Source organism: Corynebacterium glucuronolyticum DSM 44120 (genome assembly GCF_030440595.1).
Classification (GTDB): Bacteria; Actinomycetota; Actinomycetes; order Mycobacteriales; family Mycobacteriaceae; genus Corynebacterium; species Corynebacterium glucuronolyticum.
This window is the reverse complement of sequence record NZ_CP047452.1, coordinates 105767-131202: the sequence shown is the minus strand read 5'-3', so window position 1 is coordinate 131202 and position 25436 is coordinate 105767. Positions and strand designations below refer to the sequence as shown.

The 25436-nt window shown below is 54.1% G+C and carries 23 protein-coding genes and 1 pseudogene; 14 read left to right on the top strand and 10 right to left on the bottom strand.

Annotation, left to right across the window (positions count from 1 at the left end):
* Positions 1-68: 68 nt before the first annotated feature.
* Together CGLUCO_RS00570 and CGLUCO_RS00565 are read left to right on the top strand one after the other, a co-directional pair.
* Positions 69-794, top strand: coding sequence for a PfkB family carbohydrate kinase (locus CGLUCO_RS00570; RefSeq protein WP_414437185.1), 726 nt, complete (start codon positions 69-71; stop codon positions 792-794).
* A gap of 617 nt (positions 795-1411) precedes the next feature.
* On the top strand, positions 1412-1870 hold the full coding sequence (locus tag CGLUCO_RS00565; protein ID WP_084036374.1) for a Panacea domain-containing protein: 459 nt from the start codon (positions 1412-1414) through the stop codon (positions 1868-1870).
* A 1182-nt stretch (positions 1871-3052) separates the two neighbouring features.
* Here CGLUCO_RS00565 and CGLUCO_RS00560 read toward each other — a convergent pair.
* Complete coding sequence (locus CGLUCO_RS00560) at positions 3053-3205, bottom strand: hypothetical protein (protein ID WP_159447583.1); 153 nt, start codon at positions 3203-3205, stop codon at positions 3053-3055.
* A gap of 433 nt (positions 3206-3638) precedes the next feature.
* Positions 3639-4397, bottom strand: a complete 759-nt coding sequence (locus tag CGLUCO_RS00555; protein WP_084036377.1) for a hypothetical protein — start codon at positions 4395-4397, stop codon at positions 3639-3641.
* 555 nt (positions 4398-4952) lie between these two features.
* Between CGLUCO_RS00555 and CGLUCO_RS00550 the strand changes: the two genes are divergently transcribed.
* A complete protein-coding gene (locus tag CGLUCO_RS00550; protein ID WP_084036378.1) occupies positions 4953-5519 on the top strand; it encodes a hypothetical protein in 567 nt (188 codons plus the stop codon).
* A gap of 560 nt (positions 5520-6079) precedes the next feature.
* Positions 6080-6418, top strand: a complete 339-nt coding sequence (locus CGLUCO_RS00545) for a hypothetical protein (protein ID WP_084036379.1) — start codon at positions 6080-6082, stop codon at positions 6416-6418.
* A gap of 142 nt (positions 6419-6560) precedes the next feature.
* On the opposite strand, the gene CGLUCO_RS00540 is transcribed toward CGLUCO_RS00545, so the two are convergent.
* From CGLUCO_RS00540 to CGLUCO_RS00525, 4 genes are all read right to left on the bottom strand, one after another.
* Positions 6561-8033 carry a hypothetical protein gene (locus tag CGLUCO_RS00540; protein WP_084036380.1) on the bottom strand — a complete coding sequence of 491 codons (1473 nt, stop codon included), beginning with the start codon at positions 8031-8033 and terminating at the stop codon, positions 6561-6563.
* A gap of 417 nt (positions 8034-8450) precedes the next feature.
* Positions 8451-9959 carry an L-arabinose isomerase gene (gene araA, locus CGLUCO_RS00535; protein WP_084036381.1) on the bottom strand — a complete coding sequence of 503 codons (1509 nt, stop codon included), beginning with the start codon at positions 9957-9959 and terminating at the stop codon, positions 8451-8453.
* 19 nt (positions 9960-9978) lie between these two features.
* A complete protein-coding gene (locus CGLUCO_RS00530) occupies positions 9979-10692 on the bottom strand; it encodes an L-ribulose-5-phosphate 4-epimerase (RefSeq protein WP_084036382.1) in 714 nt (237 codons plus the stop codon).
* 3 nt (positions 10693-10695) lie between these two features.
* Positions 10696-12354 carry a xylulokinase gene (locus CGLUCO_RS00525; RefSeq protein ID WP_084036383.1) on the bottom strand — a complete coding sequence of 553 codons (1659 nt, stop codon included), beginning with the start codon at positions 12352-12354 and terminating at the stop codon, positions 10696-10698.
* 244 nt (positions 12355-12598) lie between these two features.
* On the opposite strand from CGLUCO_RS00525, the gene CGLUCO_RS00520 reads away from it, so the two are divergent.
* The 3 genes from CGLUCO_RS00520 (at position 12599) to CGLUCO_RS00510 (ending at position 16269) form a co-directional block, all read left to right on the top strand.
* On the top strand, positions 12599-13639 hold the full coding sequence (locus CGLUCO_RS00520) for a LacI family DNA-binding transcriptional regulator (RefSeq protein ID WP_084036384.1): 1041 nt from the start codon (positions 12599-12601) through the stop codon (positions 13637-13639).
* 247 nt (positions 13640-13886) lie between these two features.
* Positions 13887-15275 (top strand): sugar porter family MFS transporter, encoded by a 1389-nt coding sequence (locus CGLUCO_RS00515; RefSeq protein WP_084036385.1) that lies wholly within the window; start codon positions 13887-13889, stop codon positions 15273-15275.
* Positions 15276-15909: 634 nt separating this feature from the next.
* Positions 15910-16269, top strand: coding sequence for a hypothetical protein (locus tag CGLUCO_RS00510; protein WP_084036386.1), 360 nt, complete (start codon positions 15910-15912; stop codon positions 16267-16269).
* A 294-nt stretch (positions 16270-16563) separates the two neighbouring features.
* Here CGLUCO_RS00510 and CGLUCO_RS00505 read toward each other — a convergent pair whose 3' ends face one another.
* The 3 genes from CGLUCO_RS00505 to CGLUCO_RS13025 are packed head-to-tail and all read right to left on the bottom strand — an operon-like array spanning position 16564 to position 17908.
* Positions 16564-16944: a hypothetical protein gene (locus CGLUCO_RS00505; protein WP_084036387.1), complete on the bottom strand. Its 381-nt coding sequence runs from the start codon at positions 16942-16944 to the stop codon at positions 16564-16566.
* A 9-nt stretch (positions 16945-16953) separates the two neighbouring features.
* On the bottom strand, positions 16954-17748 hold the full coding sequence (locus CGLUCO_RS00500) for a hypothetical protein (RefSeq protein ID WP_232621917.1): 795 nt from the start codon (positions 17746-17748) through the stop codon (positions 16954-16956).
* A 37-nt stretch (positions 17749-17785) separates the two neighbouring features.
* Positions 17786-17908, bottom strand: coding sequence for an excalibur calcium-binding domain-containing protein (locus tag CGLUCO_RS13025; RefSeq protein WP_143336882.1), 123 nt, complete (start codon positions 17906-17908; stop codon positions 17786-17788).
* A gap of 23 nt (positions 17909-17931) precedes the next feature.
* Between CGLUCO_RS13025 and CGLUCO_RS00495 the strand changes: the two genes are divergently transcribed.
* From CGLUCO_RS00495 to CGLUCO_RS00485, 3 genes are all read left to right on the top strand, one after another.
* Complete coding sequence (locus CGLUCO_RS00495) at positions 17932-18558, top strand: FGGY-family carbohydrate kinase (protein ID WP_232621918.1); 627 nt, start codon at positions 17932-17934, stop codon at positions 18556-18558.
* A gap of 288 nt (positions 18559-18846) precedes the next feature.
* Complete coding sequence (locus CGLUCO_RS00490) at positions 18847-20625, top strand: ATP-dependent nuclease (protein ID WP_084036389.1); 1779 nt, start codon at positions 18847-18849, stop codon at positions 20623-20625.
* Positions 20626-20629: 4 nt separating this feature from the next.
* A complete protein-coding gene (locus tag CGLUCO_RS00485) occupies positions 20630-21532 on the top strand; it encodes a DNA adenine methylase (protein ID WP_084036390.1) in 903 nt (300 codons plus the stop codon).
* Between the two features lie 232 nt (positions 21533-21764).
* Here CGLUCO_RS00485 and CGLUCO_RS00480 read toward each other — a convergent pair.
* Positions 21765-22085: pseudogene (locus CGLUCO_RS00480) on the bottom strand (ATP-binding protein); the annotation flags it as partial.
* A 443-nt stretch (positions 22086-22528) separates the two neighbouring features.
* On the opposite strand from CGLUCO_RS00480, the gene CGLUCO_RS00475 reads away from it, so the two are divergent.
* From CGLUCO_RS00475 to CGLUCO_RS00460, 4 genes are all read left to right on the top strand, one after another.
* Complete coding sequence (locus tag CGLUCO_RS00475; RefSeq protein WP_232621919.1) at positions 22529-22879, top strand: hypothetical protein; 351 nt, start codon at positions 22529-22531, stop codon at positions 22877-22879.
* A gap of 96 nt (positions 22880-22975) precedes the next feature.
* Entirely contained in the window at positions 22976-23800 is an 825-nt protein-coding gene (locus CGLUCO_RS00470; protein ID WP_232621920.1) for a DDE-type integrase/transposase/recombinase, read from the top strand.
* On the top strand, positions 23797-24657 hold the full coding sequence (locus CGLUCO_RS00465) for a Mu transposase domain-containing protein (protein ID WP_232621921.1): 861 nt from the start codon (positions 23797-23799) through the stop codon (positions 24655-24657). Before CGLUCO_RS00470 ends, CGLUCO_RS00465 begins: the two co-directional genes overlap by 4 nt.
* The gene (locus CGLUCO_RS00460; RefSeq protein ID WP_198481449.1) at positions 24654-25415 is read left to right on the top strand and encodes an ATP-binding protein; all 762 of its coding nucleotides are present in this window, start codon (positions 24654-24656) and stop codon (positions 25413-25415) included. The genes CGLUCO_RS00465 and CGLUCO_RS00460 overlap by 4 nt, the downstream gene beginning before the upstream one ends.
* The last annotated feature ends 21 nt before the right edge of the window (positions 25416-25436 follow it).

Here is a 25436-nt window from a genome sequence, read left to right as displayed (position 1 = left end):
TCTCGTCCCCTCCTCCGCGGAGAAGCTCGTGCGGTCGGCTCGGCTGTGACACGCGGTTCGTTTCTCGCTTGTCGACGGACGGGTTCGGGCAAAACCTCGTCGACGCGCTTGCTGGCGCAGGCGTTGATACGTCGCAGGTTTTGCGCGGGCACGAACCCACGACTCTGGCAGTTACGTCCTTGGCGGAAGACGGCTCCGCGTCCTACCAGTTCTGCACCGACGGCACCGCCGACCGCTTCGCAGAACCCGTCGCGGCGACCTCGGGATATGCGTGCTTCGGCACGGTTTCTTTGAGTTTAGAGCCCGCGGCGAGCAGGTACGCGGCGGCCTGCGCGTCTTGCGCCGCGAACGGCGTTGTCGTGTGCCTTGATCCGAACATCCGTCCCAACTACAACACGCCCACCCACCGGGAATTCCTCGGCACGATGCTCCCCCACGTTACCGTGCTCAAAATGAGCGATGACGAGGAGGAATTCATGGGCGACGTGTCCGAGGTGCCCGTCGTCATCACGACGCTCGGCGGGTCCGGCACCCGCGTGCGCGCGCCGTTTGGCACGTTAGAGGTGGCGGCGCCGCGGGTGGACGTTTCCGACACCATCGGTGCAGGTGACACGGTTATGGCGGCGCTCATGGCCGAGTTTGAGCGGCTCGGGCTGGACCGGGACGGGATCCTGGGACTGGGCGAGGACGAGTGGCGGCCCATTTTGGAGTTCGCCGCCACCGCCGCCGCCATCACCGTCACCCGGGTCGGTGCGGACACTCCGACGCGGGATGAGGTGGAGGCCGGGGTTTAGGGGCTTTTCGCGGCAACCTGGGGTTTCTGCACGGTGTACTCCGGGGTACAAGCAAAAGGTAGCGCTTTATGAGGTGGCAGGGTTTGCCACCTGGGGAGGGCCTCCGGCCCGCAAAAAGGGTGGCCGAATCCGTCTAGGTTTTGTCATCGCTGCTGCGGGAGAGGCCGAGTGGCATACATCTCCTCAGGCCACACCCGGGAACGCTAACGCAACAATTGCCCCAAAAACCGAACTAATTACGCAGTTAAGGGACCCAGCTTGGAGCACCGGGGCCCCTGCTGCTGGGCGAGCCTCGTAGGTCTTTGCCTGGGCCGGTCATCACTGCTGCCGGAGATGTAGCCGTTTATAGTCATTTAGGCTGTAGTACGTTGACCATCTGGGATATAGCAAATGCCCACAAACTACCAGAGGTAGAAGACACGAGTGGCTAACTGAAGCTTCTGCGGTGAGAAAGCCGCAAACATGGTTGGCAAATCTACGGCGCCACCCCTGTAATAGCAGACACTCCGACAAGGTGGAAGGGGCGGCTGGAACATTCGGGGGTGCTCGTTGCACACCCGCCTAGGAATATAGGGATAATGAAGCTGTTGCAGATAGTAGGACGGAAAGGAGTAGTCATGGCCAATGTCAACGATGTGGCTCGTTACATCCTAGAAAAGCATGGTCGCAGCATGAGTACCATGAAACTGCAAAAGCTCGTGTACTACTCCCAAGCGTGGAATTTAGTGTGGGAAGAAAGGCCTCTGTTTGATTCGCCCATAGAGGCTTGGGCGAATGGGCCTGTTATCCGTGTCCTCTATAATTGCCACCGCGGCCGGTTCACTGCCGAACCGGATATGTTTCCCGGCGATTCTTCTCGGCTCACAGCTGACGAGAAAGAAACCGTCGATGTCGTTCTTCACGCATACGGAGAATTTTCCGGTCAGCAGTTAAGCGATCTATCCCACAACGAACGGCCGTGGCAGGAAGCTCGCGAAGGTGTTCCGCCTGGCGAATCATCTACGAACGAGGTCAGCCGGGATGTTATGCAGGAGTACTACAGCGCACTATTGCTTTCCGGTGCCGCCGCGCTATGAGCCGAGAGAAGAGGGCGAAACGAATTCCCTCTGTTTCGGCAGCTGCTGATAAGAAAGCTGTTCCACGATCTGCGGTCAACACAGATTCTTACCAAAAGTCGACAGTCAGATGGACAGTTAGCGATTTGGACAATGACCCTGGTGCGACTGACGGGCGTCGGTGGAACCTCAATGCAGATGAGCTCATCGAGCTCCTGCGGTTCCTTGAGGCTTTGGAGAAGAAAACATGGCGCGAGTGCGAACAAGAGACTGCTGGTGGACACCGGAGAAATCACTACCACGACATTGCTGACCTCAGCCGCCAGGCACAAAAACGCCTAGAAAAAATCCCGGATAGTGAGGACCGTGTGTTCAGGTTCCGACTCAAAGGCAAATGTCGGCTTTGGGGCTTCCGTTCTGGAGACCTTTTCCGGATCCTCTGGTACGACCCTGAGCACGCGGTATACCCAGTGGGAAAACGCCATACCTAGGGTGGATTACTCAACAACGTGGCCAAAAGATCTTTCTTCAGAAGGCAGTTAAGACACATGTCGACCTTATGCTGCAGATTCCACCGCAAAAAAGACCCTACAGCTCCGATGAAGCTATAGGGCCGAAGCCCCCCACCAGGGAGGGAATGCTCCCCAGGATGAAAGTGCTTCTGCGAGCTAACGCTCATCCGCCCGCAAGGGGCGGCACGGCTGGTCTGGACTTGATGTCCTATACCAAAGGGGTTTATCCGCCCGCACAGGGGCGGCAGATCCATGTCCTGGGCAAGGACTTTGCGAGTCAGGGTTTATCCGCCCGCACAGGGGCGGCAGGGTGGCGGAGCATTTTTGCAAGGCGCTGCTCCAGGTTTATCCGCCCGCACAGGGGCGGCAGACTTCTTCACTTGCCCATATTGAATTATGTGCGTAATTCTACCACGTTCCTCGCTTCAGATCCAGCATCGCTAAGGATTCACCGGAAAACGCCGACCGACAGTTTTAAAAGAAAGAAGGCAAAAACTCGAGGTTAAGATCAGATCGCGCCTAGCTCCCCACAAATTTTCTCTTACATTACGCTGAACCGCGATCGCTTGTACCAGGAGCCGGTGGAGTCCGCCATGTAGAGGGAGCCGTCGACAATTGAGTCGGGGCGGGCATCATCGGTGGCGGGGAGGCCGATGGTAAGGCGGAAGCGGCAGTCGGCCTCGCACTTGAGTCAGTCAATGCCGGTCGGCTCGTTGGTGACGCGGTCGACCTTGGTGATGACGGCGCGGAGGCCGAAAATATTGTCCACAACATTAACGGTGGTGTCACCGGCGATGCGGTGGAAGTACTGCTCGCCGGCGATGCGCTTCGGGGCATCGTGCATGGACTTGGGGCATCCTCTTTGATCATGTCGCCGAAGTGTTCGCGGAGGTTGAAGGGCTCCTGGGTTTCCTGCCAGGACTCGAGATCCGGAAACAGGATGTAGTGGGTAGGTACGGCCGAGATGTGGTAATCATCCTGGTAGTGGCACCGGCAGAGGACGGTGTAGAAACCGGGGTCATCGGCAAGCACGGCGAACCATGGGAAGTCCATGCCGTCGCAGACAATACCGACGTACTCAAGACCGGAGCGCAGCTGCTCGATCTCGACGTGAGTACCGGTAGAACACTGGATGGAAAACCCCATGGTCCGTGCAGAACTGGTCGGTGAAGGTATAGCGGACGGGTCGACTTAAAGGAACCAGTTGGTCACCGAACCGTCCGAAAGCTCCTCGACGGTTGTGGGGTACTCCGTACAGTCAGTAAATTCTTGCGTGATTATGCGTACCAGTGCCCCGTGGAGCCGGTGAGAAAGACCTGGCCATCGACAATTTTTCCGGGCGCGGGATCTGCATCCACCGGCATACCGAGGGTGATGGGGAAACCACAGTCGATCTCCACCTTGCACCAATCCCTGCCGGTCAGGGCGTTGGTGACGCGCTCCACCTCGCCGCACTCCGCGTTGAGGACGGCAATCGGGTTGGCGCGGTCGATGGCCTGGGGGTTGCTCGCGAGCTCGAAAAGCCAGGGGCTGGCGATGAAGCCGGGGCCGAGGTAGACGGGCTGGCCGTCGGCGTCGACAGGCTCCTGGGTAGCGCGCCAGTCCTCCACCGTGTCGAAGACCTGCATCTCCACGGCCAGCGCACCAATGCGGTACTCGGCGGCGGGCAGGAACGGATCCTCGCCCGTCGGATCGGGGTAGACGGCCGGATCATCCACCGCGACGAGGACCTTGCCGGTCACCTCCTCGTCCTCGTTGACCACCTGTACCTCGGCAAGGCCCGGGGTGAGCTGGCGGACAAGCGCGCGGTTGGTCTGGGTCGCGCGGATGGAGAAGAGCTCGAGGCCGACGTCCTCCGTGGACACCGCGTAACCGATGTTCGCGCCGGACGGATCCGGGTAGATGCCCCACTGCGTGAGGCCGTTGACGGGACGCGCGCTCAGATCCATGGCGAGGACATCCACGCCGGAGACCAGCTCAAAGTCTGCGTCGCGGTCCGGGAGAAGGCCGATGGATTCCAGAAAGTTTTCTACCATAGAGATATTGTGTCACATGCGTTGGGGGCGGGGATGGTGGTTTCGTTGACAGGTGGGCGCACTTGGGCCATACTGTCACTATCAAGCCGAAAGGTAAATAAGCTCTGGCCTCAGCATTTGCTGGGGCCAACTTTTTGTTTAGAGGATTCAGCAGCGGCCTTCGGCCCCAGTTTTTAGCTGGGGCTTTCTTTTTGTTGCTGATATGCGAAACGTGCCCGGGTAAAACCGGGCACGTTTCTGCATGGGCCACCACGCCCAGAAAGGAACGCGCGGGGCGTATGTGGTTCTCAGGCACCACCCTGGAACCCACCCCACGCGCTATAAACACCATGATTACCCACCACCATAGAAGGTAACCACTGCGGTTAGCATAGACCATTGGACAGAAAGTGGCAAACGCTACCGTAGGACACCACTACTCGCCAATAAATAGCAGTATGAAAGAAACAGACGGTGCTCAATATCACCCATTATTTAGGGAGCGTTTTCCCAATTAGTAAGGCCATGCCGGTCGATTTTTAAGAGACAGCAACACCTATCGAAAGGATTGCCACCATGACACGCATGCAGCGCTCTGTCATTGCCCTGGCAACGGCCGCAACCCTCGGCCTGACCGGCGTCACCGCAACCGCAACTGAGCTGCAGACTGTGGACTACGCAGCATCCAGGACCCCCGAGTCCTGGCCACCAGCCGCCGATAAAGCAAAGTCCAACCTTGAGCAGCTCAACCAGGGGTTTGAGACCTACGGAAAGGGCACCATGCCGGACACCCCGGCGGCCACAAAGATGGCGCAGGGCTCCATCAGCGACCTGGAGATGACCGGCAAGGATGCCTACTACGGCACCCAGGCCGCGTGGGGCATCGTCTGGTCCCTAATCTCCCTCATCGGCGTCGCTGGAATCTACAACGCAGCCCAGCAGGCTGGCCTCATCAAGTGGAGCTCACCCAACAAACACGCACCGCCACCCGAACTGCCTCCTTCCCCACCCGATAGGAAAGGCCAGTTTTGGACAGGCGGTGCCTTTTATACCCCTCCTCGACGATACAATTCTGCACATATTTGCCCTGCACATCCGCACAAAACACACCGTCTCCCACTAAAACCGAAGCACGCGCTTTAACGTCATCACCACACTCAACACACCATCCGTAGCTCGACGCGATCCCCCATCGTGGCCGTTCAGACATAAATGAAAAGTAACCCTTATCTTTTACGCCCCCATCGCCACCTTTTTTCTATAGCCTGTGCGTACCCTGACATGAGCTTCCTGAAAGGATGTAAAATGAATACATTTTCTCGGTCAATCGTCGCAGGATCTACTGCCCTTGCAGTCACCTTTGGTGGCGTAGTTGCACACGCAGAGCCTGCAAGCGAAGAGTACGCAGCGCGTGATGCGGCCTCGATCAAACGTAACTTGGAGCAATTCAAGAATGAGGCGGCGAAGAACGGTGGTTCAGGAGCGATCCCGAATACAGAGGGAGCCGGAAAAATGGCCGCCGGATCCGTCATGGATCTCGGCATGACCGGCAAGGAAACGTGGGATGCTTCCCAGGCTGGTTGGAGCCTCGTCTGGACTGCCCTTGCACTCATTGGTGGCCTGATAATCAGTTGCCACTGCAACCTCATTTCTATAGAAAACGCGACCTGCGCGTCCACTGTGCACAGGTCGTCTCCTACAGAATGCCTAAAAACTACCCCCGGTACCCGATACACAGACTCCGCAGTACCCGATACAGGAAACCCGGTACCGAACACCGGCACCCGTCACGCGGCGCCATCACCAACGGCATCCACAACCTGCAGGCCATCGGCCGCTTCGCCACGGAGGGCACCGGCACCATGCCCAGAACTCAGGAGGCCGAATCCTTCGTCAGCGGTTCCATCAGCGACCTCGGCATGACCGGCGACCAGGCCTACTACGCCACCCAGGCAACCTGGGGCATCCTGTGGACCGGCCTCGCCCTCATCGGCCTCGGCGGCATCTACAACGCAGCGAAGGCAGCCGTCCTCCTCCGCTAACGCACCCCGCCCCGGGAAAGCACGAAGCTCCTCACCACATGATGGCGAGGAGCTCTTTTGGTGGGTTGGGGGCTTCGAACGCACTCCAAGCAAATGACAAGCCTCAAAACCTAGTTGCTATGAAATGAGTCGACTACGATTCTCAGCGTTTTCCTTTTGAATGAGCTGACCCCGAAGATTCCCTGGAAAACACAAGATAATTCTTTACAGCTAGGTTGACGTCCTGAAGCCTCCTCAACAGTGCGTGGTGGCGGAATAGTTCCCTAAAACACCCTAAGCTCACCGCATCTGTAAGCAACCCACGCAATGATGCTGAGTTTTGCTCTTCCGCACCGCAATGGAGACGCAAAAGCCAAAGATACTCCTGTTTATTTTTCGATTCCACGAAATTCTCAAGCCATTCTTTAGTGCAAGATGACTCAGATTTCTCGATTTCTACCTTGACCTCACTGCCATTCCGACGTCGTCTGAAAAAACTTTCTACACTTAGCAACGCCCAGAGAATAATTACGGTCACAAGCGGGATCAATATTACCCACCAACCAAGCGCAGGGACTGCCGTTAGGGAAAATAGCACGTAGCCCATCGAGCCGAAAATGCCAAACACCAGCGACATGAGCCCAGCTACTGACTTACTTATACCGTCAGCCGTTTCCACTGCACAAAAAGCCAATACATATGAAATAACTAATTCCACCGTTAGAATTCCAAGCGCCATGCTAAAGAAGAAACTACTTTCACCTTTTAGTTCTCCAACCGACGAAAGGATCATCATCCCAGACCCCACTGAAACGACAAAGGTAGCTAACAAGACCACAAGACCGTAGAGCAATTCCCTCCAGATAATCTTTCTTCCAAATGTCTTCATCTGAAACTTCACAGACGTGGTATCTGATGTCTCCAGCTGGGCATTATTAACTAACGAGGATTCCACAAGTTCTTGGGCACGTGGAAGGAAAAATCGAACATTATATTTTTGCCCAGCAAGGATCGTTGTAAGGGCACCCACCTTGGCGCTAATAACCTCCCTTTGTGACTGTAGGCGATCATCGCTAAATGCAGAGTTTTCAGTTACAAAGCGTAAAGATCTCAGTGCAAGGAATGCCAAGCCACAAAGCACGATAAGGAAAATCAGATCCCCACCTGAAAAATATTTCCAAAGCTTTCCACCAGCGCAACTGATTAACCGGAAAACAGGATTCTCTGCGATCAATGCTCCTGGCAATTCCCCAGTATTCTCTTTTTCATCGCAAGATCTTCCCCTTGCGAAAACTGACAAAAACCTTTCAGTCATTGACAGGCAAAAGACAGCGATAAAGCCCAGCCTGATTTCATCCGCGAAACGAAAGCGCTTAACCGGATCGAATTCCTTTTCCCCACTCTCCACATAGAGATATTTATAAATAATTAGTACTGAACTATAAACAGCGAGAACAAAAGTAAGTGTCAGGCTCGGCTCAAATGTTTTGCCGTTGAAGGCAAATAGATACGCAGAGAACACAAAACTAATCACGGCGGATGCCACTACGGTTCCAACCGTACGGCCCGAGTTTTCCCTACTACCGATGCTTTTTATATCGCCTTCTGGGACGTATCTAACAAGCAGAGCTTTCACTTTTCCTCTTTTTCATTTCAACCGACAAGAGGCCTCTCGACATTCACTGTCCAAAAATTGCGTTCTGTTCTAATAGTGAGACCTACGTTCAAGTTACCCTGTACACGGTAGCGTTAAAGCTACGGAAGAAGCTGATACCTAAATTTTAAGAAAAGTCACTATCCCTCTCGTTGCTCATTAAATACAGGGCTATCTATCGCACGCTTCGCTGACAGCACCCCACCGACTTTATACAAGTGAAAATTGGAAGTTTCCCAAAATACGTCAACTGCAACCGTGCACGCTAACGCGAAATACCTACGCTGATCAGATAAACGTCAGATTTGCTTGATGTGACTAACACGATCACGTAGAGAAACAGCGCACCCGAGATGGCTCGGGTGCGCTGTTTTTAGTTACTAGTGTGATCTGGCCTTATTAGAAGCCCTGCGCCACGCGGTAGTACACCGCATTCCAGCGAAGTTGATCCTCGAACCTGGTCACGGTGGTGTCCTCGTCAATGACGGCCAGCTCGACCTGGGCAATGTTAGCGAAATCGCGCCATGCTTCCAGGCTTGCTGCGGTGGTCAGGACGGTGTGGTGGGCGGCACCGGCTGCAAGCCAGCAGGCAGCGGATACCGGCAGGCTCGGAGCGGGCTCCCACACTGCACGGGCAACGGGCAGTTTCGGAAGTGGCTGATCCGGGCCCACGACCTTAATCTTGTTTGCCGTCAGACGGAAACGATCGCGCAGGTCAGACAGTGCGACGACTATTCCCTCTCCCTTGTCGGCGTCGAAGACCATGCGGACGGGATCCTCACGGTCGCCGATAGACAGCGGGTGGATCTCGATGCGTGGCTTCTTCGTGGTCAGGGAGGGGCAGATCTCCAGCATGTGCGCACCGAGGATCTTCTGGTTACCCGGCGTCATGTTGTAGCAGTAATCCTCCATGAGGGAAGCACCACCGGGGAGGCCGTAGCCCATGACCTTGGCCAAGCGAATGAGGACGCCTGTCTTCCAGTCGCCCTCAGCACCGAAGCCGTACCCGTCTTCCATAAGTCGTTGGACGGCAAGACCCGGGAGCTGCTTCAGCCCACCAAGATCCTCGAACGTATCAGTGAAGGCTGTTGCGTCGAATGCCTCCAGGAAGTGGCGCAGAGCTGCTTCCTGTTTTGCCGCATAGCGCAGCGACTCATGTCGCTCGCCACCTGGGAGCAGGGATTCTTCGATGTCGTAGTTTTCCTGGTACTCGGCAATGAGCTTGTCGACCTCAGAATCTTCGACCTTATCAATTTCTTCGACGAGGTCGTTGACACTCCAGGTGTTGACGGAGACACCGAAGCGGATTTCGGCTTCCGTCTTATCTCCCTCCGTGACGGCCACATTACGCATGTTGTCTCCGAAGCGCACCATCTTCATGTTTTGCGCTTCGTTCCAGGCGGCTGCTGCACGTGACCAGGTGCCAATTCGCTTGGTCACCTTTTCCTCAGAGGTGTGGCCAACGACGGACACACGTGGGATACCCAGGCGCGTGAGGATGTAGCCGAACTCACGGTCACCGTGGGCAGCTTGGTTCAAGTTCATGTAGTCCATGTCGATGGTGGACCACGGGATCTCCTCATTCTCCTGCGTATGCAGGTGAAGGAGAGGCTTGCGCAGGGCTTCCAGACCGCGGATCCACATCTTTGCCGGGGAGAAGGTGTGCATCCATGCGATGACACCGATGACCTTCTTGTTTGCAGAAGCCTCCACCATCGCATCGAGGATGGAGTTCGAATCGGTAAGCACCGGGCGCCAAACGATCTTTACCGGAATGTCGTCAGCATTCTCGAGGGCTGCTGCAACTTCCTGCGACTGGCTTGCCACCTGCTTGAGGGTCTCTTCACCGTAGAGGCCCTGGCTTCCCGTGAAGAACCAGATTTCCTTACCTTCGAATGGGTTTTTCATTTTCTTTTCTCCTTACTTGTTACTTCTGGCCGTATACGTTTTGGTAGCGGTCGTAGAGGTGATCGATGGTTTTGTCGGGGATGACGATGGGGTCACCGAGCTGTGTGGCAAAGAATGCTGCGCGGGAGACCTCTTCGACCATGACAGCGGCCTTGACTGCAGAGTTGCCGTCCTTACCGATCGTGAAGGGACCGTGGTTCTGCATGAGGACAGCAGGTGACCTGCTTTCGCGGAGGGTGTCGACGATTCCGCGACCAATGGAGTCATCACCGATAATTGCGAAGGGGCCGATAGGAATTGGGCCGCCAAACTCGTCGCCCATCATGGTGAGGATGCACGGAACTTCCTTGCCGACTGCAGCCCACGCACAGGCGTAGCTCGAATGGGTGTGAACGACTCCACCGACTTCTGACATGTGCTTGTAAACATATGCATGCGCTGCGGTATCCGACGACGGGGCCTTATCGCCGTCGATAAGGTTTCCGTCGAGGTCGCACACCACCATTGCCTCTGGCGACAGCTCGTCATAGCGAACGCCGGACGGCTTAATCACCATCAGATCTTTTTCGCTAGGGTGCCCGTCCTCGCTGACGATGACACGCTCGGATACGTTGCCGGCAGTCCACACCACGAGTTCCCAGCGGGAAAGCTCGGCGTGGAGTGCGGAGACGCGTTCCCGCGTTGCCGACACTTTCTCAACGATGTCTGGTGAAAAATCGGAAAGCTGAACCATGAGTTACTCCGTCCTGTTTGTGCTGTTTACATTGGGGATGGCCTGTGCTGCTCCACTTGCCCACTGCAGGCCGTTTGTGAACCGTTCGAGGAACACGCGGAATCCTTCCACGTCTGCTGCAACGGGCTCAATGACTCGTTCCTCCGTGTCACCAAAGATTTCTTCGGCGAGGAAGTCGGCGAGCGATGTGCCCGTCCCCCGGCGCGCATACAGCGCGAGGATGGCCATGCCCCACGAACCACCTGTAGCCGCAGATGGTGCCAAGCCAACCGGTGTATTGAGCGCGGCAGCGAGGAGGCGCTGCGCGACGCCTTCCGTCTTGAACAACCCACCGTGCGCGTAGAGAGCATCGAAGTCAACGCCTTCTTCGCGCAGAGTGTCCATGCCGATTGCAAGCGTCGAAAAGCAAGAGAAGAGCTCCGCGCGGATGAAGTTAGCAAGAGACATCGATGCATCCGATGACCTCGTGATGACGGGACGACCGTCGTTCACCTGGGCGATTGGTTCTCCGGACAGGTAGTTGTACGCAACGACTCCGCCGCAGGACTTATCGCCGTGGAGAGCCTCCGCGAGGATCGCCGCATAGACCTCATCCATGCTGTTGATCTTGAATTTGCCGAACGCCACAGCAACCTCGGCGAACAGCTCGATCCACGTGGATACCTCTTGGGCACCGTTGTTGCAGTGGACCATCGCCACCGGATCACCACTCGGGGTGGCAACCGGATCGATGGCAGAGTTCATGATCTTTTTCGGTTCGTCCAATACGAGCATCGCGAAGATACTCGTCCCTACCGACACGTTTCCGGAGCGCGGGCGCACAGAATTTGTCGCCACCATGCCGGTACCGGCATCACCTTCCGGCGGGCAGGCAAGCGCGCCTGCCTTCAAACCACCTGTGGGGTCCAGGAGCTTCGCGCCTTCAGCAGTGAGCTTTCCGGCTTCCTCGCCGGCGACAAGCACCTGCGGCAAGACGTCGAGAAGCTTTTTCTGCGTTGCACCGGCTACGAGTTCATCAAAGGCAGTCACCATCTCCGAGGCATATGTATTCGTCGACGAGTCGATGGGGAACATTCCCACCGCGTCACCAATGCCGAGAACCTTCTGACCCGTCAGCTTCCAGTGGACGTAACCGGCAAGCGTGGTGAGGAAATCAACACGCGGTACGTGTTCCTCGTGATCCAAGATTGCCTGGTAGTAATGGGAGATCGACCAGCGCAGCGGAATGTTCACGCGAAATAGCTGCGTAAGCTTCTCCGCCGCAGAACCCGTCGTCGTATCTCGCCACGTACGGAAAGGAACAAGCAACTCCCCTTCCCTGTCAAAGGCCAAATATCCGTGCATCATCGCGGAAATTCCAAGCGAGGCAACCGATGTCAGTCGCACACCGAAATCCGTAGAGACCGTCTGCACCAAATTGCGGAATGACTCCTGGATCCCGGACCACACATCATCGAGCGCGTAGCTCCAGTGCCCGTCGACCAACGTGTTTTCCCAACTCGAGCTCCCCGAAGCAATCGGAGTTCCGTCCGTTGAGACCAACGTGGATTTAATGTTCGTGCTGCCCAGCTCAATACCTAGGCTGCACTCCCCGCTTTCCAACTCGCGGACTGTGCGTTTTGTCCACGTTATTGACCGGGGATCTGGCTTTTCAGCCTTCATTTGTTCTCCTCGATAGTTTGCGTACTTTGCTAGAGATCAAGACGAAACTACGGGAATGTTATCGCTAACATTTTCACAGCTATTGTGAACCGGAACCACAAGACGCGTCAACCGATTGCCAACTGTTGCAGGGTGAAAATGAGTTTTCTGTACATCTTTCGCCCCCTTTTGGGGCTACATAGCGAGTTGTCGGCGGCCTAATTTCAAGAGGCAGCACTTTCGCTCAAGGCAAATTGAGTGGGTAATGTTAAAACCAACTGTTACGTTCGTGGAGGAAGAAATGAATCGCCGACCAACACTCGCCCAGGTTGCAGAGCTCGCTGGTGTTTCTCATCAAACTGTTTCACGCGTTGTCAATGGCTTCGAAGGAGTTCGCCCAGCAACCCGCGAAAAAGTGCAGGCCGCGATCGACGAGCTCGGATACCGTCGAAATGCAGCAGCTAGAGCCCTCGTAACCAGCGAGTCAAAGCTGATCGGTGTCGTAGCAATGGGCAGCTTCCTTTACGGCCCAACGTCAACGCTCGCTGCACTTGAACATTCTGCCCGTGACCACGGGTATATGATCTTGCTTTCGACTGTTACACATCTAGAGTCAGATATCACCAGGGCTGTTCAGCAGTCTCTTGAACGAGGCGTTGACGCACTCGTCATTATTGCAAACCGTAACGGCTACATCGAGAAGCTCGACAAACTAGACCCAGGGGTTCCAATGGTGATCGCAGGCCCAAGGCCGCATAATGCCCACGGTCACAACTTTGCATACGTTGACCAGGAACAGGGTGCCGAGATGGCAGTCCAACACCTGGTGGATATTGGGCATAGGAAACTTTGTCTGATTACTGGCCCAAATGATTGGGTCGATTCGCAACAACGCTTCACCGCTGCAGTTTCAACTTGCTACAAGGAAGGGCTAAACCCCCTTGTAAAGTTTGGTGACTGGAGCGGTGAGGCTGGATACAGAATAGGGCAGGAACTTCTAGATTTGCCCATTACAAAACGCCCCACCGCAATATTTTCAGCAAATGATGCCATGGCAGAGGGCGTAATCCTTGCACTGAGTGAACAAGGTCTCCGGGTACCTGACGATATGTCCATTGTGGGTTTTGATGACGATCCCCACAGCGCTTTCTTCACACCGCCACTTACCACCGTCCGCCAAGATTTCACCGCGCAAGGACAACTTGTTCTCGACGCCCTCATCCGCATGATTGGTGGACTGGATCCGGACTTGCACCCGGTACCAGCTGAGCTGATTGTCCGGTCATCAACGAAATCGCTCATTTAGCGCAGAAAACCAGCTTCGTCCTCACCGTGCAATGTGTTAGAAATCACTTAGACCATCAAATGTTAGCGTTGACATTTGAAGTTTTCCCACTTAGGCTTAGCAACAGAGATCAAGACAGCCCAAATATATGCACTTCAAACGCATATAAGGGTGCAGCCTCACTCCTCACAGGCAGGAAAGAAGCTGCGAAACACAATGTTAACGCTCCCAGTAGACGGCTTGCCCGTTCTTATTCCAGGAGGTCACATTGACTGCAGCAGCCGGTCAGGCTACCGACAAGAAAATTAGCCAAGGATATATCTATTTCTTCGGATCCTTTGGCGGGATCCTATTTGGTTACGACATTGGCGTCATGACGGGCGCCCTCCCCTTTCTCCAATCCGCTTGGGAATTACACGGCAAAGCGGCCATCATCGGTTGGATCACATCTTCCCTCATGCTTGGTGCTGTACTTGGCGGAGCCCTTGCTGGACAGCTCTCAGACCGACTTGGGCGCAAGAAGATGATCCTCATCTCCTCAGTCGTGTTTATGGCATTCTCGTTGCTGTGCGCCTTCGCCCCAAATAAAGGTTGGGTGTACCTAGTCATAATGCGTATCTTCCTTGGACTAGGTGTGGGCGCTGCCTCAGCTCTCGTGCCCGCCTACATGTCGGAGATGGCACCGGCAAAACTCCGTGGTCGGCTTTCCGGCCTTAACCAGACGATGATCGTATCCGGCATGTTGCTTTCTTACATCGTTGCATTCTGCCTCAAACACCTTCCCGAGCACCTTGCTTGGCGCACTATGCTTGGACTAGCTGCGGTGCCCGCTTTCATCCTGTTCGCAGGCGTACTACGCCTTCCCGAGTCACCCCGCTTCTTGGTTCGGCATAACCGTATCGATGAGGCTCGAACGGTCCTTTCCTACATCCGCCCATCGCACCTTGTAGAACCTGAACTGAATGAAATCCGAGAGACCGCTGCCAAGGAAGATGCTGCGGCTGCTTCCACCACGTTGTCCACACTACTGTCCAGCAAATACCGATACCTCGTTATAGCCGGTGTTGGCGTTGCAGCATTCCAACAGTTCCAGGGCGCGAACGCGATTTTCTACTACATTCCTCTGATCGTCGAGGAAGCAACTGGCACCGAAGCGGCCAACGCACTGATGTGGCCAATTATCCAAGGTGCCATTCTTGTCCTTGGCTCCCTGCTGTTCCTAGTCATCGCTGACAAGTTCGACCGAAAGCGCCTGCTTCAAGTTGGTGGCTCCATCATGGGTCTTTCATTCCTTCTTCCCGCCATCATCAATTTCGTCATGGACGATGCCCACCCGATGCTCATCGTCGTATTCCTCAGCATCTACGTGGCCTTTTATTCCTTCACGTGGGCGCCACTTACCTGGGTTCTCGTGGGCGAAGTATTCCCACTGGCAATTCGTGGTCGCGCATCCGGACTTGCGTCCTCCTTCAACTGGATTGGATCTTTTGCCGTTGGGCTCCTTTTCCCAATCATGGTTGCGTCCATGAGTCAGCAAGCGGTGTTCGCCATCTTCGGCATTATCTGTATCCTTGGTGTCATCTTCGTCTCCACCCGTGTCCCCGAGACCCGTGGACGGTCTCTCGAGGAGATCGAAGCCATCGGGACCGGCCGCTAAAGAATTAGTCCTACACATCCCGACCCCAACTACGCGTTGGTGTCGGGTTTTTCATTTCCGGTCACGACAGTGATCTCAATTCTGGACTAGATGTTAAAAGCAAAAGCTCGTCCAAGAAAATTGCTAGAGCCGTGTTGGCTCCGTAAAACGCAATGTTGCCGTCCGCCTTCTAGATCCGAGCACTCTCCAAGGTTGACAGCCATCCACCCCAAAGGACCGCAGACTTAACTGAGAAGCGCGACAACAAGGGTGAACCAGCCGCCGAACTACCACCCGATCATCCGCTCCAACACCACTTTCAACTAGCGGCAAGACGGGTCCAGGCAGTCAGCGACCTCCACGGCAGCACTCAGCAAGCCCAGTTACCATAATTCTCACCACATATATATCCGCCGACAACACATACCCTTTCACCCATAAGCCCCACCGCCGATCACTGAGGAAAGAGGGCAAAGGATCTGAGAATACACACGACAGGTACGTCACCCCTGCTCCAGTTCGCCAATGCAGCAGACCGTCATCCCAACACCGCTACCTATAAGAACAGGATAATCAAAAATTTTTTCCTTCCTTTTCCCCCTTTGTTGATATAAACTGTAATAAACCTGGCATTCAACTTTGGAAAAGATTCGGAATGAATAAGATTACTCGGTCAATGGTGGCAGGCTCCACCGCGCTTGCAGTCGGCCTCGGTGGCGTAGTTGCTACTGCAGAGCCGGCATACGAGGAATACGCCACCAGAGACTCGAATTTGGACGTTGTATACGCCCTGCAATTACTGGGCAAGGCCGCTGAAAACAAAGGCTGGGGAGCCATGCCCGACACTAAGGAAGCCAGAGAGATGGCCGCCGGGTCCATTCAGGATCTCAATATGACCGGCGAACAAGCTTGGAACGCCTCGCAAGCAGTTTGGAGCCTCGTCTGGATCGCACTTAGCCTCCTCGGGGTCACGGGAATCTACACTGTCGCCCAGAATGCAGGCCTCATCAAGTAGGCACTAAAACGATTAGGGGGCACCGACGTGCCCCCTTTTCATGTGTAGGCTTCTCAGCACCATCTAACAGCGATAGACAGCCCGGTCGAAACGCACGTCTACCCGATCCCCCGCACGTAGACCGTTTAGCGTAAACTTCCGATAGGACCGCCCCCGATTAACAGCATGTTCTGAAAATCACCGACATCGCGCTCATCATGTCTGACTCGTTAAAGCTCCTGGCCCTTCACCCTGCGTGTATAAACACACCGCAGAATGGGTGCTCCAGATGCTAACCTCCTTCAGAAATTTTGCTCAGAGACCAGCTTCAGCAGTCAGGCCATCGCCGCAAACAAGGGTGGAATATAAAAGGCTAAGAGCAGATTCAATCGACTCCGCTGCAATCGTCTTACGGGCCTCGACTCTAACCTCATTCATCCGATTTTCAGCGACCCCGTCGAGGTATTTTGGAAAGCGTGGGCGGTCCTTGCTTTCCTGCTGAACCTCCTCGATAAACACAGATAATTGCCCTACCAATGCGTCCCTGTTTTGGTGCGCATGCAGGAGCGGGCGGACATCACGGAATGTACTTTTCGCCTCGCCCGTGCGCGGATCCGCCACGATCACACCGACGCCGAACGTGGTGATGGCGAAAACGTCGGGAAGCAGGCGCACCGCCCAGTAATCGAAGGCCACGGTCAATTCCTACTCGTCCTTGGCCCAAAACCCGCTCGTTCCGGTCATGAACACCTGGCCGTCGACAACACTACCCACGTGTGGCCGCGGCGTGATATCCGCAGGAAGCGCCAGCATCACCGGCACGCCACAATTGGCAGTCACGCGGTACCACGGCCGACCGGTCAGCGTGTTCTTAGCGATAGCAACGTCCTCGACCAGCGCCTTGAACAGCGCCTGGGGCCCGAGATCCGCCGGAGCGACTTGCCCGGCCTGCAGCATCCCGATCCACGGGCAGCCAATGAACTTCGGGCCGATAAGCACCTCGTCGGGAACAGAGGGGTCGTCCTTGAGGTGCGTGTCTTCCTTCTTAATCGGCGTCTGGTGCGCCGCCCATTCCTCCACCGACGGGTACACCGTCACGTCGGAGGCGATCGCGCCGAGCTGGAAGGAGTCGCAACGCACGGGGTTCCCCACCGATTGCAACGCGTATTGCGGGTACCGGTGCGGGTCGTCCACGCTCACCAGGAGCCGCGTCTGCAGCACACCTGCCTTGTCAAAGACATCCGCCCACACGAGCCCCGGTGTCACCTGCCACGCGGCGACACTCACCGGCGTCGCCCCGGTCACCGCGAAGCTTTCCGACGTCTGCCCCGACAGCGACTCCATGAAGCAGATGCTCACCCCCGACGGATCCTTGTACACCGACACGCGGTTGAAGTTATCCGACGCACCCACCGACTCGACCGGCGCATCCATCACCAAGCGGTACGTCTGCTCCGCCGAGGAGTAAAAACCCATTGCTTCCAAAAACTCAAGCTCCATGGGTTTCATCTTCCCACAGCGAGCGCGCACGCGCTCGCTACTTCGGCGGCGACTCGCATTCCACCCCGTCACCATCTCGGTCTAGCGATCTCGAATAACTCTGCTCACCCTGGCGATCGGGCCACCGACCGTATTGCCAACACCCCCTCGGAGGTTGCAGAGGAAACTGATGATGAGCTCGTCATGGTCACACGCTTGTACCTCGGCCACGACGCGCGCTTGCCCGAACTGGCCGCCCCCAACCAGCCCATTGGTCAGACCCATTCCGGCGCGCTTGTCGGCCCCGGCACCGGCGACAACATGGCCACCTCCCTCGGCCTCGACCTGCAGCCCGGCGACGTGTGCATCTCCATCGGCACCTCCGGCGTCGCCTCCACCGCAAGCGTCCACGACGGCACCGGCTTCGCCGATGCCACCGGCGTCTTCCGGGGTCTTAACACCGACACCTCCCGCGAGGACATCGCCCGCGCCACTGTCGAAGGAATACTCTGCTCCATGCGCGACGCCATGGTCGCCCTCGAGGATGCCACAAAACAAGAAACCAACCGCGTCCTCCTCATCGGCGGCGGTGCCAAGAGCGAAGCCATCCGCCGCATCGCCCCCGCCATCTTCGGCGTCGACGTGCTTGTCCCCGAACCCGGCGAATACGTCGCCATGGGCGCCGCCCGCCAAGCCGCCTGGGTGCTCTCCGGGCAAGCCCTCCCACCCGCCTGGGCCACCCAAGGCACCCCCAAACACTACGAAGCCGACCCCGACACCGACACCGTCGCCCGCTACGAGGAACTCAGGGATAAGACCGAGGGATGGTAGGCCTGCAGGAGCTTGCCAAGCCCGTTCCGCACGAAGGTGATGGTGCTACCTGATTAGAGACGGGGCAAGGGTTAAGGATTTCGAGGGCTGAGTCGGCTTAGGCGAAGTAAAGCATGAACTCCCAAGTTTGCCGTCGGAGGTATTGAACGTCGTGCGGAAATTTTCGTGGGAAGTAAGCCTAAGCGCCCAGATTTAGAGGAAAACTATCCAGCAAGTTTTTGAAGAATCTCCTACAACTAAATAGTCCTTTAGTAAACTTGAGTACAGACTTTCGATTAAGAGGTGTCAATGTATATTAAAAAGATATTAATAAAGGACTTCCGCGCTTTCAAGGGAGGAAATCCAACTAAAATTCCATTAAGCAAAAACATCACCGTTCTGACTGGTCATAACGGCGTGGGAAAGTCTACAATCTTAGCCATTCTATGTAACTGTGGTGAGCTAAAAAAGAAATATGGTACTCACCTAAATGGTACTGCCTTCAGAGGTGACTTCCCCGATATAATCAAGTACGATCCTACTGGGGACACGTCTGGAGAAAAAGTCATCCTAACCCTTGGACAGTCAAATGACGATGAAAATCTCGTTGTGTCAACTCTGAGCTATCGAGCCGCAATTCAAAGCCCAAACCGATCCCGCAAAGCAACTGATAGCGAGGATGACTCTAAAGAACCAAGTAAGCGTCTGAGGCTTATACCTAAACCAACTGAACAGAGAAAAACTGAAGCTAAATTAGTCTGGCCAACGTATTATTTGGGTCTTTCGAGGCTTTACCCAGCAGGGGAGTCTGTCTCCGTGTCTGAAACCAACATTAAGTTCGACGAGGAGCTTCTTGAGGAATATCAAGCAGCCTACTGCCGTATCTTAGGTTTCAAAGAGAAAGATCTAGAGCCAAAAATTTTACGCCTCAGTGACGTGCCAAAAAAGAGGGGAATTTCAGTAGCGACAGCCAATTACGGGTCACTGGCTAATTCTGCAGGTCAAGACAACCTTGGGCAAATTCTTGCTGCAGTTCTTTCTTTCCGTAAATTAAAGGAAGAACGGGATAAGCGAAGAGAAGATGGAAATAACTCCAATGAGGAAAAAGAGTCTTTTTCAGGGGGGCTTCTTGCAATTGATGAAATAGATGCCACATTGCATCCTGCTGCACAAACGCGACTTTACTACTACCTGCTAGAACAATCGCGAAAACTTGATTTACAGATTGTCTTCACCACCCATTCGACGAGTCTCATGGAACTCATGTATTCGAAAAATCATATACGTGAGGGGGCTGGTACCACTCAACTTTATTACCTAAACCGATCTTCAACAGGTGTAGAAGTGACGAAACCACTGACATTTGAGGAAATTTCTAACAAGTTAAAATCAGAAATGGTCAGACACGACAAACCGAAAAAGGTTGGCGTTTTGGTTGAAGATGGGGTTGCCGCGACCGTACTGAACGTTATCGCAGAACGTTATGGAGACTACAAACTTTTTTCACGAATTGAAATCAATTCGGTCAGTAAAGGTGCTGAAGAGACTTGCAAAATCGTTTCAACCTTTCCGGAAAAATTCTATGACACATTTGTCGTTTTGGATCCTGATAAGTCCGAATCGCAAGAAAGAAAAAAGCTAAGGACTATTCTAAGAAGCCCTTTTCACATCCACCGTGATGATGGAGATAAAGGCGGATATTCTGTGCTGTTTTTACCTGGAAAATTGCCCATTGAACTCGAACTTTGGGAAATGGTTCAGAGCCTTGAAGAGTATGATTATTTATTTGAATGTGAAGATTCTCTAAGGCTAAACTGCAACTACGATTCGGTGGTAATTCCCTACACTCAAAAATGGGTCAAAGCGAAGAAAAGCGATCTAGACGCTGGTAAATCTGAGGAGCATGACGGGTATGGGGCATATACCCGGAGGCTCGAATTTAGTAAAAATTGGTTTCGGAAATTGCCTCCCGATTTTGTTCCAATTCTTGTAGATCGCTGGCTTGAATACAATGGAACTGAAGTAGACCGCTTCTTTGAAGACTTTATAGGAGTCCTTGATCAAGTTGAATCGCGAGTGAAGATTTAGAAACATGCCCGTTACTGTAACGCCATTGAGGTACCCAGGTGGGAAGAGTCAGTTGATTCCTTTGGTGGGAAAATTGCTGGATGCCTCGCAGGAAAGAATTGGACTTTATGCCGAGCCATACTGCGGTGGGGCTGGTGTGGCGCTGAACCTACTTTTAAGGGATCGAGTGGATTATATAGCCATTAATGACGCAGATCGTAGTATTTATGCATTCTGGTTTAGCGTAATCGAAAGGACCGCCGAGCTCGTTGAAAAGATAAAGGAAACGGCGGTGGATCTGCCTACCTGGTATAAAATGCGGGATCAACATCGCCAGTTATCCAAAATGGAATTAAACCAGGATTTACTGGTTGAACTTGCGTTTAGTACATTTTTCCTGAATCGAACTAACCATTCGGGAATTATTGAGGCTGGATGCATTGGTGGAAAAGGTCAAGAAGGTCGATACAAAATCGATTGTCGATTCAACAAGGAAGATCTGATACGAAAAATCCAGGAAATTGCAAAAAGAAGAGACCGAATCTTCGTTAGTAATTTTGATGGGCTAAGGTTTGCTGAAAGCCACCTGGTTGAAATTTGCTCTACAGCCGGGATTGAGTTGGAAGCAGTTTTTACTTTTTTTGACCCCCCCTATGTTGTTCAAGGGAGGCATCTCTACTACAACGGTATGTCTGATAAGGCACATGCGCGCCTTGCAGAATTCCTCTCCGGACCAACAAAATTTAAGTGGCTGTTAAGCTATGACAATGACCCGTTGATTAGAGAGTTATATGAAGATTTTGAGGTTCACGAGTATCCAGTTCGGTACTCGGCTAATAGAAGGCAGTTGACAAATGAAGTTCTGATACTCTCAGAACATTTCTCATCCGAAGAATTTCTTTTCGACGGAAATCGCGAAAGTTCATAGTGTGCGGCACTAAGGAATAGATGCGTTGGTTAATGCACAATCTGAGCTGGAGATGGGCCCGTCCCAGTTCTTCATTTAACCAACTAGTCTCACTTTTTTGGTGATTACTAGAGTTGCCAGGAGCGGTGAGTTGGTACTGGGTTTGTGTTGATGTGGTGTTGATGTGGTAATGAGGGGTTTGTGCGTTGTTGGTACTGGCCCCTGCTGGTGTGGGGCAGGGTCCAGGGGTTGGTTAGTTTTCAGTGTTTTGGGTGTTGAGATGTCTTCTCATATCGTATTGGCCGATTTTGATGCGTTGACCATTGTTGAGCCGGCTTACGAGGGAGTCCGCTCCTACTGGGTTGGGGAGGGCTTCTCGCCAGTATGCGGTGGTTGATCGTGAGGAGACGATGATGGGCAGACGCCCATTTCTTTCGAATACGATGCGGGTTAGGTCTTCTTGTCCGCGTTGGTCTATTCCGATAGTGAGGAAGCTTTCGATGATAAGCACATCGATGTTGCACAGTTTTGTCATCTTGTCGATATAGCCTTGGTCCGTCGGCAGGAAAACGCTACGCGCCAAACCAAAGTATTGGCCGCCCGGACATCCAAGCTTTCGTTGGTGCACTCCAAGGTGTCCAAGCTGTCGGATGCGGTTTGTTGGTACCGTGTGTCCGCGTAGTTGGTGTTATGTGTCACTACCTTTTGCACGCTTGATGTCATGACATTGTTTACGCCTAGTGTCATGACATTGTGCACAGTTTCATGAACTATTTTTGCTGTGTGTCGGGCACAATCGGATAATGAGTAAGGCAATTCCTCCGGCGATTCGCCGGAAAATTATTGAGTTCGACCCTTTCGACGGTCACGGTCTGCCTATCACCGCGTTTTGCGAACAGTTGAAGATCCCGCCGCACGTTCTACAACATTCGTGCCCGATACGATGAGGAAGCAGGTGGCGCGTTGCATCCTCATTCCAGTGCCCCGATCACCCCAGCAAGGACCTATGACGAGCATGTGACCACAGCACTGCTTGCGATCCGGAAGCGTTTGAAAGGTCAGGGCTGGGACTATGGTCCCATCTCCATTCGGTTTGAAGGTATTGCATCAGGAGAATTAACTGATCCGGTGCCTTCCGTATCCACGATTGCTCGCCTGCTGCGGGCGACAGGAGCTGTGGAATCAAACCCGAAGAAACGCCCCAAGATCACCCGTGTCCGTTTCCAGCGTGATCAAGCCATGCACATGTGGCAAATCGATGGGTTTTACTATCGTCTCAACGATGACAAACGTACCCCTGTCACCATCTGCGAAATAGGGGTTGTTGGTACCGGTTGTCTGCGTAGTTGGTACTGGGGGTGTGCGTAGTCGGTACTGGGTGGGTTTTTCCTTCATTGTTGTTAGTGGCGGCGTCATGTTCTTGTGGCGTCGTGGCTAGTTTCAACATGGAAGGGGTTGGTCTTTGTGGCTAACTTCAAAGAGATTATGGCGATGTGTCTTGATGGTGCGTCGTATTCTCGGATTACTACTGTTCTTGGCTGTTCGCGGCGTGATGTGTCGCGGGTGAAGGCCATTATCGCGGAGGAGTCGATCACGGCTGAGTCGTTTCGTTTGCTGCCTCCGGGTTGGTTTGTTTCCAGGTTTTCCGATGGGCGCAGTAACCGGCGTCAGGCGTATGACCAGCCAGATTTCAAAGCTCTGGCACAGCGTCTGAAGAACAATCGGCACCTGACAAGGAATCAATTGTGGATGGATTACTTGGCGGCCGAGTCTGCGGATGGGGAGGTGAAGTACCAGTATTCGCAGTTTTGTGCGGGGTTGCGTGACTATCTGCGGGTTAATGACCTGGATGGGGTGGTTGAACATGAACCAGGCCAGGAACTGTATGTGGATTGGGCAGGCGATAAGGTCCCGATCGTTGATGCTGCAACCGGCGAGGTGGGGATGAAAGCGTCGTTGTTTGTGGCGGTGTGCCCGTATTCCGGGTTGATGTTTGTTACTGCGAAGGCTAACGAGAAGATGCCAGCGTGGTTGGAGTGCCATGTTCAAGCCTTGGAGTATTTAGGGAAAGTGCCATCTGTTGTGGTGCCGGATAATGCACCAACAGCGACGTATCGCCCGAAGAAGCATTCCACGTATCGTTTGGTGCTGCCCAAGTATCAGGAATTGGCTGATTACTACCAGATGACAATCGTGCCGACACGGCCTGCCCGCCCGAAGGATAAGGCAGCTGTTGAGCGTGCTGTGCAGATTGCCTACACCAAGATCATGGGCTATTTCGATGGGTGACGTTTTACAGTCTGGATGATCTTAATGAGGAGATCGCTATCCGGCTGGAGGACATCAACAGTGGTCTTACCCGCCCGGATGGCTCAACCCGCCGTGAGAGGTTCGATGAGGAAGAAGCACCGGTGATGCGGGATCTTCCCGCAACCGCGTTTACTGATGTGGTGTGGAAACACCCCAAGGTGGATCGTAACTGGCATGTCATGTGCGACTACCAGTACTATTCGGTTCCTTTTACGCTGGTCGGTAAACGACTTACTGCACGGATCACTCCAGGGCTGGTGACCTTGTTTGACGGGGAGCATATCGTCGCGGAACATGTGCGGCTTACAGGTTTTAAATACCGGTATTCAACCGATCCTGCCCACGGGCCTGCCGATGGGGACACCAGCCATAATGTGCTTACCCGGGATGAGCTTATCTCCTGGGCATCCTCGTTCGGGCCGGCAACGCTTACCGTTGTCACAATGATTATTGACAGGAATCAAGCAGCCACTCCCAAAGGGTTGTTCCAGGTACGCAATATTCTTGCCAAGCTGGGCAAAAAGCACGGTAAAACAACCCTTGAACCGGCCTGCCGTGAAGCTTTAAACAAAAAGCTTGTCCCCACCATGACGGTATTGCAGCGACTGCAAACAACGATCGCCCATGAGATGAAAAACGGCCACACCCCGCACCGCAGCGGTTGTGATGTGGCACGCACACCACAGTCCACACCGGTGGACATAACGCAGTTCAGTGCCAATGACGTGTTCATCCGACCGATCGAACACTACGCAGACGACGGTGACACCGGCCTTGTAAACGATGTGTTCCCATACGGCACACACACAAGCCAGGAAGGAGGAAACCTGCAATGACACGCTTTGAGGTCGACGAAACAACACGTCAAAAAATGCGCACCCTACGCGTATCAACCTTTGCTGACGTCTTCTTTTCCATTGTCACTGATGAAGCACACACCGATGCGCTTGCAGAGGATATCTTCCTAGCCGCAGTAGATGAGGCCTTCGCGCAACGCACCGCGAGAAACATCGACAAAGCGATCACACAAGCAAAATTTCGCTACCCAGATGCCACCCTCCACGAAGTTATCCACCCAGATCAACGTGGCATCAACATGCGGCAATTGAAAAGGCTGGCAGCAACCAACTGGCGGGAAAACCCCACCAACATTCATATCCTCGCCCCCACAGGAACAGGAAAAACCTACATTGCCTGTGCCCTAGGCATTGCCGCCTGCCAAAGTGGGTTCAGTGTCGCGTACTACCGGCTTGACCAGCTTGTAGATGAACTAGCGGTCTTCCTGCCGACAGACCAAGGCTATATCGACAAAATGAGAAAACTGTGCAACATCGATGTGCTTATCATCGATGACTTCCTCACCATCGGAATAGACCAACGCGGACAAGAAGACCTAACCCGCATCGTATTCGAAAGAGACGGGCGTCTGCCCATCATCGTCTCCTCACAATCGACCGCCGCATACTGGCGAGAAACCCTCCCCAACCCAGTCGGCGCAGACTCGCTAGTAAGCAGACTCAACAATGGTCAACGCATCAAAATTGGCCAATACGATATGAGAAGACACCTCAACACCCAAAACGCCGAAAACTAACCCACCCCTGGCCCCTGCCTC